This is a genomic window from Streptomyces sp. NPDC025793 (genome assembly GCF_055558375.1).
The window spans coordinates 60,797-76,532 of sequence record NZ_JBVHMR010000034.1; the positions used below are offsets into that span (position 1 = coordinate 60,797).

10 protein-coding genes and 4 pseudogenes are annotated in these 15,736 nt (G+C 70.7%); 7 read left to right on the forward strand and 7 right to left on the reverse strand.

From position 1 onward, the window contains the following. Positions 1-137: 137 nt before the first annotated feature. The 4 genes from ACZ4MF_RS38195 to ACZ4MF_RS38210 are packed head-to-tail and all read right to left on the reverse strand — an operon-like array spanning position 138 to position 5,594. Entirely contained in the window at positions 138-2,504 is a 2,367-nt protein-coding gene (locus tag ACZ4MF_RS38195) for a beta-xylosidase/alpha-l-arabinosidase (protein ID WP_467497495.1), read from the reverse strand. Between the two features lie 8 nt (positions 2,505-2,512). Then, complete coding sequence (locus ACZ4MF_RS38200; RefSeq protein ID WP_467497497.1) at positions 2,513-3,331, reverse strand: carbohydrate ABC transporter permease; 819 nt, start codon at positions 3,329-3,331, stop codon at positions 2,513-2,515. Then, the gene (locus ACZ4MF_RS38205; RefSeq protein WP_467497499.1) at positions 3,328-4,266 is read right to left on the reverse strand and encodes a carbohydrate ABC transporter permease; all 939 of its coding nucleotides are present in this window, start codon (positions 4,264-4,266) and stop codon (positions 3,328-3,330) included. The genes ACZ4MF_RS38200 and ACZ4MF_RS38205 overlap by 4 nt, the downstream gene beginning before the upstream one ends. Positions 4,267-4,277: 11 nt before the next feature. Continuing rightward, positions 4,278-5,594, reverse strand: a complete 1,317-nt coding sequence (locus ACZ4MF_RS38210; protein ID WP_467497501.1) for an ABC transporter substrate-binding protein — start codon at positions 5,592-5,594, stop codon at positions 4,278-4,280. A gap of 194 nt (positions 5,595-5,788) precedes the next feature. On the opposite strand from ACZ4MF_RS38210, the gene ACZ4MF_RS38215 reads away from it, so the two are divergent. Continuing rightward, the gene (locus tag ACZ4MF_RS38215; protein ID WP_467497503.1) at positions 5,789-6,802 is read left to right on the forward strand and encodes a LacI family DNA-binding transcriptional regulator; all 1,014 of its coding nucleotides are present in this window, start codon (positions 5,789-5,791) and stop codon (positions 6,800-6,802) included. Positions 6,803-6,846: 44 nt separating this feature from the next. Here ACZ4MF_RS38215 and ACZ4MF_RS38220 read toward each other — a convergent pair whose 3' ends face one another. Next, positions 6,847-10,071 (reverse strand): glycosyl hydrolase 115 family protein, encoded by a 3,225-nt coding sequence (locus ACZ4MF_RS38220; RefSeq protein ID WP_467497505.1) that lies wholly within the window; start codon positions 10,069-10,071, stop codon positions 6,847-6,849. A 292-nt stretch (positions 10,072-10,363) separates the two neighbouring features. Between ACZ4MF_RS38220 and ACZ4MF_RS38225 the strand changes: the two genes are divergently transcribed. After that, positions 10,364-11,617 carry an FAD-binding protein gene (locus ACZ4MF_RS38225; protein ID WP_467497507.1) on the forward strand — a complete coding sequence of 418 codons (1,254 nt, stop codon included), beginning with the start codon at positions 10,364-10,366 and terminating at the stop codon, positions 11,615-11,617. A gap of 284 nt (positions 11,618-11,901) precedes the next feature. Here ACZ4MF_RS38225 and ACZ4MF_RS38230 read toward each other — a convergent pair. Continuing rightward, a pseudogene (locus ACZ4MF_RS38230) lies at positions 11,902-12,188 on the reverse strand (xylulokinase); the annotation flags it as partial. Here ACZ4MF_RS38230 and ACZ4MF_RS38235 point away from each other — a divergent pair. From ACZ4MF_RS38235 to ACZ4MF_RS38255, 5 genes and pseudogenes are all read left to right on the forward strand, one after another. After that, positions 12,182-12,487: pseudogene (locus ACZ4MF_RS38235) on the forward strand (xylose isomerase); the annotation flags it as partial. The pseudogenes ACZ4MF_RS38230 and ACZ4MF_RS38235 sit on opposite strands and share 7 nt — an antisense overlap. Before the next feature lie 125 nt (positions 12,488-12,612). Further along, a pseudogene (locus tag ACZ4MF_RS38240) lies at positions 12,613-13,069 on the forward strand (gluconokinase); the annotation flags it as partial. Between the two features lie 226 nt (positions 13,070-13,295). Then, positions 13,296-13,931 (forward strand): hypothetical protein, encoded by a 636-nt coding sequence (locus tag ACZ4MF_RS38245; protein WP_467497509.1) that lies wholly within the window; start codon positions 13,296-13,298, stop codon positions 13,929-13,931. A 782-nt stretch (positions 13,932-14,713) separates the two neighbouring features. After that, the gene (locus ACZ4MF_RS38250) at positions 14,714-14,920 is read left to right on the forward strand and encodes a hypothetical protein (RefSeq protein WP_467497511.1); all 207 of its coding nucleotides are present in this window, start codon (positions 14,714-14,716) and stop codon (positions 14,918-14,920) included. Positions 14,921-14,925: 5 nt separating this feature from the next. Next, on the forward strand, positions 14,926-15,264 hold the full coding sequence (locus tag ACZ4MF_RS38255) for an ArsR/SmtB family transcription factor (RefSeq protein WP_467497517.1): 339 nt from the start codon (positions 14,926-14,928) through the stop codon (positions 15,262-15,264). A gap of 375 nt (positions 15,265-15,639) precedes the next feature. Here ACZ4MF_RS38255 and ACZ4MF_RS38260 read toward each other — a convergent pair. Next, positions 15,640-15,736: pseudogene (locus ACZ4MF_RS38260) on the reverse strand (transcriptional regulator); the annotation flags it as partial.

Consider the following 15,736-nt stretch of genomic DNA (forward strand, 5'->3'; position numbering starts at 1 on the left):
GGGCGTGGTTCATCCGCAGCAAGTGAGCGTCTGCTCCCAGACGGCGGCGACGTCGTCCGGTTCGGTCCGGCTGCTGCGGTGACGCCGCAGTTCGGCCTCGGGCAGGCCGGTGTGCACGTGCCTCCGTCTCCTCGGCGTCAGCGGCGCTCGACGGTGACGACGGGGTGCAGGCGGCGGGTGTGGTCGACCTCGCGGACCGGGCCGGTCAGGCGCAGCGGGACCGTCATCCGGTGGTCGGTGCTGCTGGCGGAGATCCGCAGCTCCAGCCTGCCGGGTTCGACGATGCGCCGGCCGTCGCGCCCGGTGAAGGAGGCCAGATCCGCGGGCAGTTCCACGAGGACCCGGCATCTTTCCCCGGCGTCGAGCGGGAGGCGCCGGTAGCCGACGAGGCGCTGCACCGGCTGGACGACGGAGGCCACCGGGTCGTGCAGGTAGAACTGCACCACCTCGCAGCCGGGGCGCGCGCCGGTGTTGCGGACCTCGAAGGCGAACCGGAAGCTGCCGTCGGTACCGGTCTCCGCGACGGTGGCGTCGAGCGCGGACCACTCGAAGTCGGTGTAGCCGAGCCCGTGTCCGAACCCGTAGGCCGGGCTGGTGCTGGTGCTGGACACATCGCTGTCCTGGGCCAGCCGGGCGGCCAGGTAGGTGGAGGGCTGGACGCCCTTGTGGCGCGGCACGCTCACCGGCAGCCGTCCGGAGGGATTCACCCGGCCGCTGAGCACACCGGCGATGGCCTCGGTACCGGCCTCCCCGGGGAAGAAGGACTGCACGATCGCCGCCGCCTCGCCCTGGGCGCGCCCCAGCGCGTACGGGCGGCCCGCCAGCATGACCAGCACCACCGGTGTGCCCGCGTCCAGCAAGGCGTCGAGCAACTCCTGCTGTACGCCGGGCAGTTGCAGCGACTCGGTGTCGCAGCCCTCACCGCTGGTCCCCCGGCCGAACAGGCCCGCCCGGTCGCCCAGGGCCAGCACCACGACATCGGCCGTGCGCGCCGCGGCGATCGCCTCGGTGAAGCCCTCCGTGCTGTCGCCGTCGACCGTCGCCCCGAGAGCGGACACGATCGCGGCGTCGGGGAACTCTGCCGCCAGCGTCTCCCGAAGCGTGGGCAGTTCGATGCCGACCGGGACCTCGGGGTGCTGCGAGCCGACGTGGACGGGGAAGGAGTAGCAGCCCAGCACGGCCGTCGGGGTGTCTGCGTTGGGGCCGATCAGCGCGATCCGGCCGGGGCGGCCGAGCGGCAGCGTGCCGTCGTTGCGCAGCAGTACGACCGCCTGTTCCGCCAGTTCCCGGGCGAGGCGCCGGTTCTCGGGTCGGTCCAGGTCCACGCTGCCGCGCAGCGCCTCCGGCGCGTCGAGGTCCGCGTCGGCGAGCGCCTGCGGGACCGGGCTCCAGTCGGGGTCGAGCAGGCCGAGTTGTGCCTTCTGGACGAGGATCCGGCGCAGCGCACGGTCGATCAGCTCCTCGCCAACGGCCCCTGCCTCGATCGCGTCGAGCAGCGGCCGGCCGAAGGTCTTGACGGTCGGCAGCTCGACGTCGACGCCGCCGGCGAGGGCCAGACCCGCGGCCTCGGCCCAGCTCCCCGCGACGCCGTGAAGCAGCTTGAGGAAGGCGATGCCGAAGTAGTCCGCGACGACCGTGCCGTCGAAGCCCCAGGTGTCCCGGAGCAGACCGGTGAGCAGTTCCGCGTCGGCGGCCGAGGGGATGCCGTCGGTGTCGGTGTAGGCGTGCATGACCGAGCGGGGCCGGCCCTCGCGGACCGCCATCTCGAACGGCGGCAGGATGACGTCGGCGCGCTCGCGCGGGCCCATGGCGACGGGGGCGAGGTTGCGTCCGGCCCGCGAGGCGGAGTAGCCGGCGAAGTGCTTGAGGGTCGCGACGATCCCGGCGGATTCCAGGCCCTGCACGTAGGCGGTGGCAAGGGTGCCGACCAGGTAGGGGTCCTCGCCGATGGTCTCCTCGACGCGTCCCCAGCGGGCGTCGCGCACCACGTCGAGCACGGGGGCGAGACCCTGGTGGACGCCGACGGAGCGCATGTCGGCGCCGATGGCGGCGGCCATGGCACGCACCAGCTCGGGGTTGAAGGCCGCCCCCCAGGACAGCGGGACGGGGTAGGCGGTGGCGCCCCAGGCGGCGAAGCCGGCCAGGCACTCCTCGTGGGCGATCGCGGGTATGCCGAACCGGTTGGCGGCGGTGATCCGCTGCTGGGTGCGGGCGAGTGAGAGCGCTCCGACGGCGGCGTCGACGGGCAGGGTGCCGAAGGGCCGGGTGAGCTGGCCCAAGCCGTGTGGCAGCAGCTCGTCGAGGTCGGGCGGTTCTTCCATCTCGTGCTGGTGCGGGGCGACTTCGCCGCCCTCGTCGGAGGCGCCCACCCAGACGCCGACGAGCTGGGCCGTCTTCTCCCGCAGGGTCATCGCCGCGACGAGGGCGTCGGCCCTGGTCTCCGGATCGAGGGAGGCGTCCTGCCAGACGGCGTTGTCGAGCTCGGTGGTGGGGGCGGGGTTCATTTTGCCGGTCACTTTCCTCCGACCCCCATGAGTCCCTGGACCAGGGCGCGGCGGGCGAACAGGTAGACGACGAAGATGGGGAGCATGGACAGGACCACGGCGGCGAGCAGTCCGGGGACGTCGACGCCGTGTTCGGTCTGGAAGTTGTACAGACCGAGAGTGATCACCTTGGTCGAGTCCGACTGGGTGAGGATGAGCGGGAAGAGGAAGCCGTTCCAGGCCTGGAGGGCCGAGAACACGACGATGGAGGAGAGTCCGCCCTTCGACAGCGGCAGCACGAGCTGCAGGAAGACCCGCCACGGGGCGGCCCCGTCCATCGCCATCGCCTCGTACAGCTCGGGGCTGATGTCGCGCATCGCCCCGGTCAGCACCAGGGTGCACACGGGCATCGAGAACGCGGCGGTCGGCAGGATGACGCCGATCAGATGGTCGTAGAGCCCGGCCTGGCTGATCACGTAGAACATCGGCACGATCACCGCCTGCGCGGGGATCGCGAGTCCCAGCAGGAACACCCGGAACACGACGCCGATGGTCCGGCCCCTGGCGCGCACGATGGCGTAGGCGAGCGGGGGGACCACCAGCAGCACGATGCCGACGACGCTGACGGTGGCGATCAGGGTGTTGAGGAAGTCCTGGCCGAAGCCGTTGGAGAAGGCGTTCCGGTAGTTGCTGAACGTCAGGTGCGACGGCCAGGTCAGCGGGCCCTGGGTGGAGTAGTCGGAGGTGGTGCGCAGGGTCGCGGTCAGCAGCAGGTAGAGCGGCAGGCCGATCAGGAAGAGCCAGATCAGGGAGCCGAACCCGGCCAGGTAGTTGGGCCGCTGCCTCATGAGATCCCCTCCGCCGTGCCGCGCATCTTGTCGTAGCCGGAGAGCCGTACCACGACCAGGGAGATGAGGGTGGCGACGACGACCAGGACCAGCGCGATGGCCGAGCCGGCGCCGAAGTCGAAGTTCTTGAAGCTCTGCTCGTACATGTAGTAAGCGCTGACCGTGGTGTCCGTGCCGGGTCCGCCCTGGGTGAGGATCAGCACCGTGTCGAAGGTGGTCAGGCCGCCGACGACCATGAGGATCATCGAAGTGATCATGGTGTTGCGCAGCTGCGGCAGGGTGATGTGGAAGAACTGCCGCACCGTGCCGGCGCCGTCGATCGACGCGGCCTGGTAGAGCACCTGGGGAACCGCGCGGGCGCCGCCCTGGTAGAGCAGCGCGTGCAGGGGCGTGAACTGCCACATCCCCACGAAGGTCAGCACCGCGATCGAACCGGCCTGGCTGCCGAGCAGGTTGCCGTTGCCGAACAGCCAGGGCAGCTGTCCCGGGAGGCCGAAGTTGGGGTCGAGCAGGGCGCGCCACAGCACCGAGACCGCGGTCGCGGAGAGCAGCAGGGGGACGAAGAAGATCGCCGACAGCACGGCCCGGTTGCGCTGGGGTCCGGCCGCCCAGACGCCCAGCAGGATGCTGACGGGCGTCTGTGTCACGACCCCGAGCACGGTGAGCACGAGGGTGAGCCAGATGCTCTGGGTCATCACCGGGTCATGGATCAGCTTGGTCCAGTTCGCCGTCCCGTTGAACTGCGGTGAGGTGATGCCGTCCCAGCTGGTGAAGGACAGCACCGCGACCAGCACCAGCGGGAGGATCGCGAACAGCAGGAAGAAGACGGTCGCGGGTACCGCCCAGACGAAGCCCGGGCGGGTCACCCCGATGCCGGCCCGGCGCGCCTTGAGGCGACGGCGGCCGAGCACTGCGGTGAAGGAGAGGGCGCTCATGATGTCCCTGCTCAGGAGTTGGACAGCGACTGCATCGCGTGGATGAAGCCGTTGGCGTCGGTCTTGCCGTCGAAGAACTCCTGGACGGCCGTGTGGAGCGGCGTGGCCGCCGCCGGCGGGTAGGCCTGGTCCCAGGACAGCTGGAACGAGGGCGCCTGCTTGACCAGGTTGAACTGGAACCGCGAGTAGTCCGGGCTGGCCGAGGTGGACAGGAAGGCGGCCGTGTTGGTGGTGGTCGGCAGGTTGCCGATGCCGAGTTGGGCCTTCACGAACTCGTCGGAGTACATGAGCTTGAGGAACGCCGCCACCGCGTCGGGGTGCTTGGTCTTCTTCAGCACGGAGTAGAAGTTGTTGGTGTTGCCGACGACGTCGTTCGGGTCCCCCTTGCCGCCCTGCACGGACGGGAAGGCGCTGTAGCCGAGGTCGTTCTTGGCGAAGTCGGGGTTGCCGGACTGCTGGGTGGAGTACTCCCACGAGCCCATCAGCTCGAAGGCCGCCTTGCCCTTGGCCAGCAGCGCCGGGGAACCGCCGTCGGTGAACTTCACCGAGTCGAAGTTGCCGCCGAAGGCACCGGCGTCGATCAGCTGCTTCAGCATGCCCAGGGCCTTCTGGCTGTCCGGGCCGGCCCACGCGCTCTTGTCACCGGCGAGCGCCTTCTGGAACAGGTCCGGTCCGGCGAGCCTGTCGAAGACGTACTCGAACCACATGAGGGTGGGCCACTGGTCGCCGCCGCCGAGCGCGATCGGCGTGATCCCCTTGCCCTTGAGCACCTTGACGTCGTTGATCAGGTCGTCCCAGGTCTTCGGGACGCTCAGGCCGGCGCCCGCCAGGACCTTCTTGTTGTTGAAGAGCAGCACCGGCTGCGTGCCGCGCATCGGGACACCGTAGGACTTGCCGTCGATCACCGCGGTGTTGAACACCGAGGGAAGGAAGTTGCTCTTGAGTCCCGGGTCCTTGGCGATCATGTCGTCCAGGGGGAGCAGGAGGTTCTTCTTGACGAACGGCGCGATGCTGCCGCCGCCCCAGTTGAAGAAGACGTCCGGGGCCTGCGGGGTGTTGATGATCGTGTTGAGCTTGGACTGGTAGTCGGCGCCGGGGATGGTGTCCAGCACCGCCTTGACCTTCGAGGTCTTGTTGAACGTATCGACGATCTGCTTCTCGACCTTGTTCGCGGCGTCCCCGTAGACGAGGACGTGGATCGTCCCGGAGTGGGGACCGCCACTGGACCCGCACGCGGCGGTCAGACCGAGCACCAGCGCGGTCGTTGCCGCGACCGCGGCGAATCTGTTGCGGGACGCACTGCGAAGTCTCGCAGAGAAGGAATTCATGGCTTGACGACTCCGTCGATAGTTTCGAAGAGATTGTCGAACGATGCGGGAAACCTAGGCGTAACCTCGGACACCGTCAAGGGCCTGGAAGATCTCGATTCGGATGTACCGGGCGAGCGCTGACCAGCTAGCATCCGTGCAGTACGGACGCAGTGACGGCAGACCAGCACATCAGGGCAGCACAGGAGGAGCTCGTGACCAGAGTGGCGACACTCGCCGAAATCGCACGTGAGGCGGGGGTGTCCACACCGACTGTTTCGAAGGTCCTCAACGGTCGTGCGGACGTCGCACCGTCCACCCGGGAGCGGGTGCAAGAGCTGCTGCACGAGCACGGATACCAGCGGCGGCGTAGCAGCAGCCCGAGCCCGCTGCTGGAACTGGTCTTCCACGAGCTGGAGAGCGCGTGGGCGATGGAGGTCATCCGCGGCGTCGAGAACGTCGTCCGTGAGGAGGGGCTCAGCGTCGTCCTGTCCGAGTCCTCCGGGCGGCTCAGCCCCGGACAGTCGTGGATGGACGGCGTTCTCGCCCGCCGGCCCACCGGCGTGGTCCTGGTGCTGTCCGGGCTCGACAAGGCCCAACAGGCCCAACTGACCAGCCGGGACATCCCGTTCGTCGTCATGGACCCGGCCGGCGACCCCGGTCAGGAGGTGCCGGCGGTGGGCACGACCAACTGGAACGGCGGCCTCGCCGCCACCCGCCACCTCCTCGACCTCGGCCACCGGCGCATCGCCGTCATTGCCGGACCGCTCCGGATGATGTGCAGCCGCGCCCGCGTCGACGGCTACCGGGCGGCCCTGGACGCGGCCGGCGTCGCCGTCGACCCGGCCCTGATCCGCGAGGGCGACTTCCACCATGAGGCCGGGTACCGGGAGGGCCTCGCACTGCTGCGTCTCCCGGACCCGCCCACCGCGATCTACACCGGCAACGACCTTCAGGCGCTCGGACTCTACAAGGCCGCAGGGGAGTTGGGCCTGCGCATCCCTGACGACCTGAGCGTCGTCGGCTTCGACGACCTGCCCGTCGCCCTCTGGGCCTGCCCGCCGCTGACCACCGTGCGCCAGCCGCTCACCGAGATGGCCGAGGTCGCCACACGCATGGTGATAGACATCGCCCACGGCAACCAGCCCTCCGCGCTGCGCGTGGACCTGGCCACCACGCTGGTCGAGCGCAGCAGCACGGCCCCGCCCCCGTCCACCGTCCACCCCTGAGCCCTCCCTTCTCGGCTGGGCCGTGTCGTCGTCAGGCCCGCGCGTCAGCCCAGGCGCAGGCTCCGCGGCGGCGCGAGGAGCGAGGGCCGCAGACCGCCGGTGTCCACGACCAACTCCTGCAGCACGACGGTCGGGTCCACCATCCAGAACTTCAGGGTGTGCACTCCGGGCCGGGTGATGGTGTGCGTCGTGGACGTGCGGTTGACGTTGTCGGAGGTGTTGCGCTGCCACTGCATGGTCATCACGCCGTCGTCCGACCCCGTGGCGGCGATGATGTCCACCGTCTGCGGCCGCTCGTCGTCGAAGGAGACGGCGTAGTGGAGCCCCGTACGCGCCAACGCCGGGTTGCGCGGCGACAGATGCGCCCAGACCACGACCGGTCCGGTGGTGAACAGGGTCGTGGTGTACTCAAGGCGCGGGCTCGCACCGCCCGGGACCTGCCGGTCCGCGGTGACCGGGAAGGGCTCCATCCCGTCGCCCGTCCGCCCGATGCGCGGGACGCGCTGCCACTGGACCGCGCCGGCGCCGACAGCCCGGTCGAACTGCTCCGCGCCGATGGACAGGTGTCCGCCCGCTTCGACGAAGCCCGCCACCTGCGAGCGGGACAGGCCCGGATTCTCCACCACGGCGGTGAAGGTGGCCTCGGTCCCCTCGGACCCCGTCACGGTGACCGGCACCCGGCACGTGCCCTGGGGCGCCCTGGACCAGTCCGCGACCAGGCTGAGCCGCACCTGGTCGGTCACCAGGCCGCGCGGCCGCGAGGCCGACAGCCAGGGCGCACCGGTGGTGACCCGGTAGGTGAAGGGCCGTCCGCCACGGTTGAAGACCTCGAAGAACGGGGCCGCCTCAGCGGTCTGATACGGGCTGATCGAGGGCAGGACGGCGGCCTCCCCGGAGCCTGGCCACGATGCGGCGGACCCCTCCAGGGCCAGCCCCAGTGCCGGCCGGTCGGCGACGGTCAGGCGCCGGACCGGCGGGAAGATCACGTCGGGTATGGCCCAGTTGTTCAGCTCGGGCTCCTGCCAGGGCGCGTTCGGGCCGTAGCGGGCGACGTCCCCGTAGTCGATGTGCGGCTGGGTCTGGAAGCCCTTCCACTTGCCGCCGGCCACCTTGCTGTTGAAGCGGTCGGCCAGGGCGAAGTCGGTGGCCAGGCACTGCTCCGCCTGTTCGGCCAGACAGTCCGTGTCCGCGCGGCCCTGGCCCGCGTGGAGGATGTTGGCGAACTCGGCCTGCCGCAGGGCGTAGACGTTGGCGGTCGCCAGCACCTCGTACCCCACGAGCTCGAAGTAGCCGTCCTGAGCCGCCGACGGCAGCGCGTCCGCGACCGCCTGGGCGCTGTTCGCCAGATCGCGCCACTCGGCCGTCACGCGCTCCAGCTCGCGGTGGTTGATCACGCTGAAGGCGCTGGCCTGGTCGTCGTACACGACCGCGGACGGGTCCGTGGCCAGGTTCTTGCCGGGGTCCAGGGTGATGCTGCGGTTCAGCAACTCCGGCTTGCGCCGGGACTGCAACTGCCCGTACCGGACAAGGATGTCGGCGACGGCGGCAGCCTGGGCCGCGCCGAAGTTCTGCCGGGAGTAGACGAACAGCCACTCGTCGAGCCGGTCCGGTCCCCAGCGGCCAGGGGTCCAGGCGTAGTCCAGGAAGAACTGCGTCGGCAGCTCGTTGCCCTTGAGGTCACCGACGTTGGCGACCCACACACCGTGGTTGCCGTAGGTGTGGCTCTGGTTCAGCTGGTCCCACACGTTCGGCAGGGAGGCGGTGTCCACCCACTTGTAGTCGCGGCCCGAGCCCACGTAGTCGAAGTGGTAGTACAGGCCGTAGTTGCCGCTGCGGACCGGCTCTGCGGGGTCCGGCAGCATGCGGGTGTTGGCCCAGTTGTCGTCCGTGAAGACGACGGTGACGTCGTCGGGGGCGCGCAGGCCGCGCTTCCAGTAGCGCTCGACCTCCTTGTAGAGCGTCCACACCTGCGGAATCGTGGTCACGTCGCGGCCTGTGACGTCGGTCAGGATCTGGCGCTGGGTGGCGATGATCTGCTGCATCAGGTCGATGCCGTCGCCGTCGGCCAGGCCGGTGTCGCCGTTCCCACGCATGCCGAGGGTGACGACCCCCTCGAAGTCCTCGTCGACCATCCGCTGGATACCGGCGGTCCAGTACTTCTTCAGGGCGTCGGCGTTGTGGCGGAAGCTCCACTCACCGGTGCCGCCGTACGGGTCGCCGCCGGGAACCGTGATGGTGCCGTTCGCGTCGCGCTGCGCCGGGACGGCGAACCTGTTCCACTCCTCGATGCCGCGCATCATCGGCGCCTCGTGGGAGGTGCCCATCACGATGCCGTAGGCCTTGGCGGTGGCGTGGTTCGCCGGATCGTCCAGGGCGAAGGCACGCCCCCAGACGGCCGGCCAGAGGTAGTTGGCCTTGAGCCGCAGCATCAGCTCGAAGACCTTGGCGTAGAACGCGGCGTTGAATCCCCCTGGGTAGCCGGGCGCCTTGCCCGGACCGAAGTAGGCGGGCGCCCAGCCGCCGAGGGCGGGGTTCTCGTCGTTGATGAAGAAGCCGCGGTACTTCACCGCCGGAGTGCCCTGGGTGTGCCGCCCGGGAAGGACATGGAGCCCGGTCCGACGCTGCGGCACGATGTCGTCCCACCAGGACCAGGGTGACACCCCGATCCCCCTGGAGACGTCGTAGACGCCGTAGACGGTGCCGCGCTGATCGCTCCCCGCGATGACGAAGGCACGGTCCACGCCGGGGAAGGGAGCCTCCACGATCGTCTCGACCGTGGTCTCCCACGCGCCCCGGACACCGGTGACGTCGAGCTTTCCCGCGCCGACGAGCCGGTCGACCAGTGGACTGCGGCCGATGGTCCCGATCACCACGCATTCCCGGCCGCGCGGCAGCGGCGCGCCCGGAGCGAGGACGGTCAGAGCGGGCCGGACACCGGTCACGCTCTCCAGGTCGGACCGCAGGTCGTCGACCGCGCGGAGAACACCGGGGTGGTCGGCGGCGCACACCACGATGGGCAGGGCCTGTCCGCCGGATACGAGGGCGAGACTTCCGCGGCGCGGGACGGTGGAGATGTAGGCGCCGGGGTCCGTGGCCTCCGGGCCGCCGGCATCGGCGGCATGGAGAGAACCCGTGGGAGTCGCGGCCCACGCGGTCGCGGAGAGGCCGAGGGGTGAGCCGAGCGGTGTGGTGGCCAGGGCCGAGGCAGCGGCGACGCCGATGCCGAGGGCGCTCCTGCGGGACGGGCGCCGGGCGGAAGGGCGGTCCATGCCTCATGTGCTCCTTCGGAGTAGGTGCCTCTGAAGAGTTTGGTTATCGGCTTGACGAATGTGGACCATGATCCCGGTCATCGCAATAGGTCGGGCGCGATATCGAAATATTCCTCGGATGCCCAGCATGAGAGGCGCCTCGAAGCCTCCAGATCGGACGAATCACATGACCCCACGCATCGTTGACACTGCTGTACATGCACGTTTAGCGTCTCCGGGTCCTCGTCGGACGCCGTCGAAACTTTCGCCACATCTGCGCGCCGACGGGAGTGGAAATGAGAGAGGCGCACACATGCACAACTGGGCAGGCAACATCGACTTCAGACCGGCGCGAGTCCAGCGTCCCACTACCGTGGACGAGGCCCGCCGGATCGTCGCCGACGCCGGCCAGGTCAAAGTGCTGGGCAGCGGCCACTCCTTCAACCGCATCGCGGACACCCCGGGTGAGCTGCTCATGCTCGACGGCCTGCCGCGCGGGCTGGACGTTTCCGCCGACCGGCGCACCGTCACCGTCACCGGCTCGATGCGCTACGCCCAACTCGCCCGGGAGCTGCAGCCTCGCGGCCTGGCGCTGGCCAACCTGGCGTCACTGCCGCACATCTCCGTCGCCGGATCCTGCGCCACCGGAACGCACGGTTCGGGGGACGCTCAGCCGGGTCTCGCCTCGGCCGTGACGGCGCTGCGGCTCATCACCTCGGACGGGGAGCTGCTCGACCTCAGCCGGGCCGCGGACCCCGAACGCTTCGCCGGGTCGGTGGTGGGCCTGGGCGCGCTCGGCGCGGTCGTCGGCCTCACGCTCGCGGTCGAGCCCGCCTTCGAGGTGGCCCAGTGGGTCTACGACGACGTGCCGCTGGACCGGATCGCCGACCGGTTCGACGAGGTGTTCGGCGCCGCCTACAGCGTCAGCGCGTTCACGGACTGGGGAGGGGACACCGCGAACGTGTGGGTCAAGCGCCGGACGGATCGTGAGGGCGCGGCGCACCCGGGGAGGCGGTGGCTGGACGGACGCCTCGCCGACGGTCCTCGGCACCCGGTTCCGGGCCTGTCCCCGGTGCACTGCACCGAGCAACTCGGCCTCCCCGGCCCCTGGCACGAGCGGCTGCCGCACTTCCGGCCCGACTTCACCCCGAGCGCCGGCGACGAGCTCCAGTCGGAACTCCTGCTGCCCCGCGAGGCGGCACCGGCGGCCGTCGCGGCCCTGCGCGCGCTCGGTCCGCGCATCGCACCGCTGCTGCTGACCTCTGAGATCCGCACCGTGGCGGCCGACGACCTGTGGCTCAGTCCCTGTTACGGCCGTGACTCCGTCGCCGTCCACTGCACCTGGCGCCCGGTGGAGGAGCCCGTGCGGCAGGCGATCACCCTGATCGAGGCAGAGCTGCTGCCGCTGGGCGCCCGTCCTCACTGGGGCAAGCTGTTCGCACTCCGCGCCGAGGCCGTCGGCGCGCTCTACGAGCGGGCTGACGACTTCCGCCGGCTGATGACCGTCCTGGACCCGCGCGCCGCGTTCCGCAACGACTTCCTCGCGGCAGCGCTCGCGCCCCGGTGAGGGGCGTCGGGCGTGCCGTTCGGATCATCCCGGCGTCGCGGACCCTGGCACGTACTCCCCCGGCGGGAGCGCCCCCAGCGGCGTCGTCGTCACCCGCCGACTCCCCCACGCTCGACCTCGCTCGCGCGGGGCCCCTATGGCCCCGCTGCGGGTCGGCCGACCCGCAGCGTTCGTCCCGGCCGGCCTGATCCAAACGACACCCGCCTGGTTCGGTACCGGGCTCCGACCTGCGTCGGCGGCCGGTGAAGCGGCCGACGCGGGCGAGGCCTTGCTGAGCCGGCTGTGCCGGAGTCGAGCAAGCCTTCCGCGCGCCGCAGAGTGTCGGCGATCCACTCAAGTGCGGCGGTGTCCCTCGCGACCCGCTCCAGCAGCGGGCCGTTTGCGGTGCCCCAGCGCCGGGCGACGGAATCCTCCGGCTCGCGGCTCAGCAGTCCTGCCGCCTGCGCCGCGGCGCCGAGCGCGACGACCTCCCGCGCGGCCGGCACCTGCACCGCGGACGCCCGGACTCCCGCAGCACGGTCTGCTTCCGGGCCCGGCCCCGTGCGCCACCACCGATGAAACGAACTGGAGCGCACCGAGCGAGTGGGCGTGAACCCCGAGGTCGGCCACGAACAGACGGCCGTGCTCAACTTCCCCCACGGCATCGCCGAGGCCCGGTGGCACAGCAAGCTCTTCCACATCGACCTCAACGGCCAGTCCGGGATCACGTACGACCAGGACCTCCGCTTCGGCGCCGGTGACCTGCGCCAGGCCTTCTGACTGGTCGACCTGTTGGAGTCGGCCGACTACGACGGCCCGCGGCACTTCGCCTTCAAGCCGCCGCGCACCGAGGACGTCGAGGGCGTCTGGGCCGCGGCCTGCATGCGCAACTAGCTGCTGCCGGCCGAGCGTTCTCGCGGGTTCCGGGCCGATCCGGAGGCCGCAGCGGCGCCGGGGGCCTACGCCGGTCTCCGTGCGTCGTGGTGGCGGGCGTCGCAGGGATCGGCAAGACCACGGTGTCCCGCCTGCCGGCGCGGCGGCCGGGTGTGCCCTTCGCGGACGGCGACGACTTCCACTCCCCGGCCGACATCGCCAAGATGTCGGCCGGCACACCGCTCGACGACGCCGACCGCCGCCCCTGGCTGGAATCCGTCGGCCGCTGGCTGCACGAGCGTGACCTGGCCGACGCCCGGTGCGGTGGTCGCATGTTCCGCACCCAAGCGACGCTACCGGGACATCCTGCGAGCAGCCTGCCCGGGAGCCTTCTTCCTGCACCTGACAGCCGACCGCGAGCTGCTGGTGAACCGGCTCGGGCGGCGCACCGGCCACTTCATGCCGGGCTCGCTCCTCGATTCGCAGCTCGCCATACTCGAACCCCTCGCACCGGACGAGCGAGGCACCGAACTCGACGCGACGCCAAGTCCCGGCACTCTCGCCGACCTGGCCGCAGCCCTGCTGGCCCGACGGCTGCAGTACGGGCCCTCACGACCGCGGTCCGCGCCCCAGGGCGAACAAGCCATGCCCCGCGTCTTCCGGCGGTGGGGAGACGCGGCCAGATGCCAGGCCGGCACCGTCCGCTTCGTACTGTTCGAGCTCGTACGACCGCCAGTGCATCACCTATCAGGTCCAGGCCGAGTCGCGCGCCACGTGCCGGGTGCTGACGATGAGATCAAGCAACCCCGGGCCGAAGGAAGACCTCATGCCTTCCCATGATCGCGTTGTACCACCCCGTGGACGGTGCCTCCTGCACCGGGCCGCCACGACACTGGCCTGTGCCGCAGTAGCCGGTGCGCTGACGTCGTGCGGCAACAGCGGTTCCTCCGGCGGCTCCTCCACTCCCGGGACGCCGACCTCACCGAACACGGCGTCGTTCTCCGGGACGATGCCGTCCGCGCTGGCGTCGTCCGCGTCTGCCGCCATCTCCTCCGCCCGGGCCTCCGCGTCCGCCGCGGCTTCGTCGGCGTCCGCGCGCGCCTCGGAGTTCGAGGCGTCGGTGTCGGCGGAGACCGCTCGCCGGACCGCGGCGGCCGAGAAGGAACTCAAAGGCGTGAAGGGGCGCGGCAACGCGGTGTCCGAAGTCGGCGTGACGGGGATGCCCAAGGCGCAGACCGGAGGCGTTGCCGCCGCCCTTGTCACCATCACGAACAAGACCGGCCACAAGGCGTCCTACGCCGTCCAGATCGACTTCAAGAACGAGGCCGGACAGGTGGTCGAGACCCGCTACACGGGATCGGAGAACCTCCAGCCCGGCAAGAAGGACCAGCCGATCGTCTTCAGCCGGCAATCCGCTGAGTCCCGGCTGACGCCCAGCCTCGCCAAGGCCCAGCGCTACTGAGCCACCGGACGACCGGGCTGCGACGCCTGTTGGACAGCCATGCAGCCGTGTTCGCGACGGTGTTGGCGGTGGACCCCCGCGTGTTCCCCGCCGACGAAGGCAGCCTCATGCCTGTGCTTCCCAGCGCCCCAACCCAAGGCTGCCGACCGCCATGGCTCTGGTCGTCGCGCTGATCGCGCTGGTCATCGTCAACTACCACCACCTGGTCGCCCGCTACCCCCGCCGCGCATCCTCCTCGCGCTCGCACTCACGCACCGGCCGCCGCTCTGACCTGGTTCGGCCACCTCGTCCGGCGATCTTCGCGCTGCTGCTCTCCGCTGCCTCGTCCTCGTTCGCCGTCGGCCCCGGCTTCCTCAAGACCCTCGCGACCGCCGCGCCGACGGCAGCGAGGCCGGCATCCTCCTCGCCCCTTCGGCCACGCGGCGGTGAACCTCGTCGGCGCGGCCGCGGTCGCGGTCGTACTGGTCGTCAACTCTCGTGCGGCGGGCCGATCGCCCCACTGGCCGCCGCCGCTGGGTGTCCCCGCGGCATCCGCGACGCCGCCGCCGAGGCCGAAACAGGCGACTGGCCAAGGAGGGCCGCATGGCGTCCTTTTACTCAAGCGCGACTCGCTGTTCAAGGTCGCCGCCCAATTGGGTGAGTTCTGCCTCTGTGCGCAGCTCCTGGCCGTTGGATGACCTTCCGTGGCCGGCGGCCGGTCCCCGCAGTGTCCATCGCGGTGTTCCCTCCCTCTGCAATCGAATTGAAGAGTTCTTCAATTGGTCGGTTGCCGTGGTTCCTAGGTGATCCACCGTCCGGAGGTCGCGGTGAACGAAGTCGCCGAGGCGCTGCTGGCGCGGGTACGCGCGGCGCCGTCCGCTCTGGCGGCTGCCGTGAGTGCGGGGGACGCGTACGACGTCGCGGTGGCCAAGGACGAGCTGGACGAGGCGGTGCGGCTGGCGCGGCAGCACGGGGTGGACGTCGAGGCGACGGGGGTGGAGCAGGGATGATCGGGATGCCGGTTCCGCTGTATGAGGCGAAGGCCGAGTTCTTCCGAATGCTCGGCCGCCCGGTGCGCATCCGCGTGCTCGAACTGCTGCAGGACGGCCCGAAGCCGGTGCGCGAGCTCCTCGCCGCGATCGAGGTCGAGCCGTCGAGCCTGTCTCAGCAGCCGGCCGTTCTGCGCCGTTCGGGCATCGTGACCGCGACGCGTACCGGTTCGACGGTGGTGTACGAGCCGGCCGGGGATGACGTGGCCGAGCTGCTCGCCGCCGCGCGGCGGATCCTGGCCACCCTGCTGACCGGTCGGCAGGACCTGCTGGACGAACTGCGCGTGGCGGAGGCGACGCGTTGACCGGCAACCGCGGGTTCCGGGTGCCGTGGCGGCGCGGCAGGCGGCCGGCTGCGGCCATCGAGCATGTGCCGCCTGTGGTGCAACGACACATCGCCTCCTTCAGGTTGGGGCCCGGTGCGGTGAGGCGAGCGAGGGAAGCCGTGACGGAGCATCTTCCTGTGAGGGCGGGCCCCGGCACCGGCGTGGGCCTGGTCGAGGGCTGGCGCGGCACCATCAGCACCCATGTCGAACCCGCCCCCGACAACACCCCGGGACCGGGCCAAGCCAGTGGCGGCTGGGCCGCGAGCATCACCTTGGGGGCCGCGAGGCGACCGTCTCCCGGTTCCGCGAGGCCGTCCAACTCCCGGGAGACGATCGCCGTCCCATGGGCCGTCGCTACGACGGCGGTTTCCCTTCCGGCTGGGCCGCCTGTAGATCGGCGAGCAGCTCGGCCTGCCCCGCCAGCACGCCGGACAGGATGGACCGGGCCACC

Excerpts from the sequence above, each read along its gene's own strand:
- ACZ4MF_RS38245 (WP_467497509.1), top strand. The coding sequence starts at position 13,296 with ATGCCTTCCCATGATCGCGTTGTACCACCCCGTGGACGGTGCCTCCTG.
- ACZ4MF_RS38225 (WP_467497507.1), top strand. The coding sequence starts at position 10,364 with ATGCACAACTGGGCAGGCAACATCGACTTCAGACCGGCGCGAGTCCAG.
- ACZ4MF_RS38255 (WP_467497517.1), top strand. The coding sequence starts at position 14,926 with ATGCCGGTTCCGCTGTATGAGGCGAAGGCCGAGTTCTTCCGAATGCTC.
- ACZ4MF_RS38200 (WP_467497497.1), bottom strand. The coding sequence starts at position 3,331 with ATGAGGCAGCGGCCCAACTACCTGGCCGGGTTCGGCTCCCTGATCTGG.
- ACZ4MF_RS38210 (WP_467497501.1), bottom strand. The coding sequence starts at position 5,594 with ATGAATTCCTTCTCTGCGAGACTTCGCAGTGCGTCCCGCAACAGATTC.
- ACZ4MF_RS38195 (WP_467497495.1), bottom strand. The coding sequence starts at position 2,504 with ATGAACCCCGCCCCCACCACCGAGCTCGACAACGCCGTCTGGCAGGAC.
- ACZ4MF_RS38220 (WP_467497505.1), bottom strand. The coding sequence starts at position 10,071 with ATGGACCGCCCTTCCGCCCGGCGCCCGTCCCGCAGGAGCGCCCTCGGC.
- ACZ4MF_RS38205 (WP_467497499.1), bottom strand. The coding sequence starts at position 4,266 with ATGAGCGCCCTCTCCTTCACCGCAGTGCTCGGCCGCCGTCGCCTCAAG.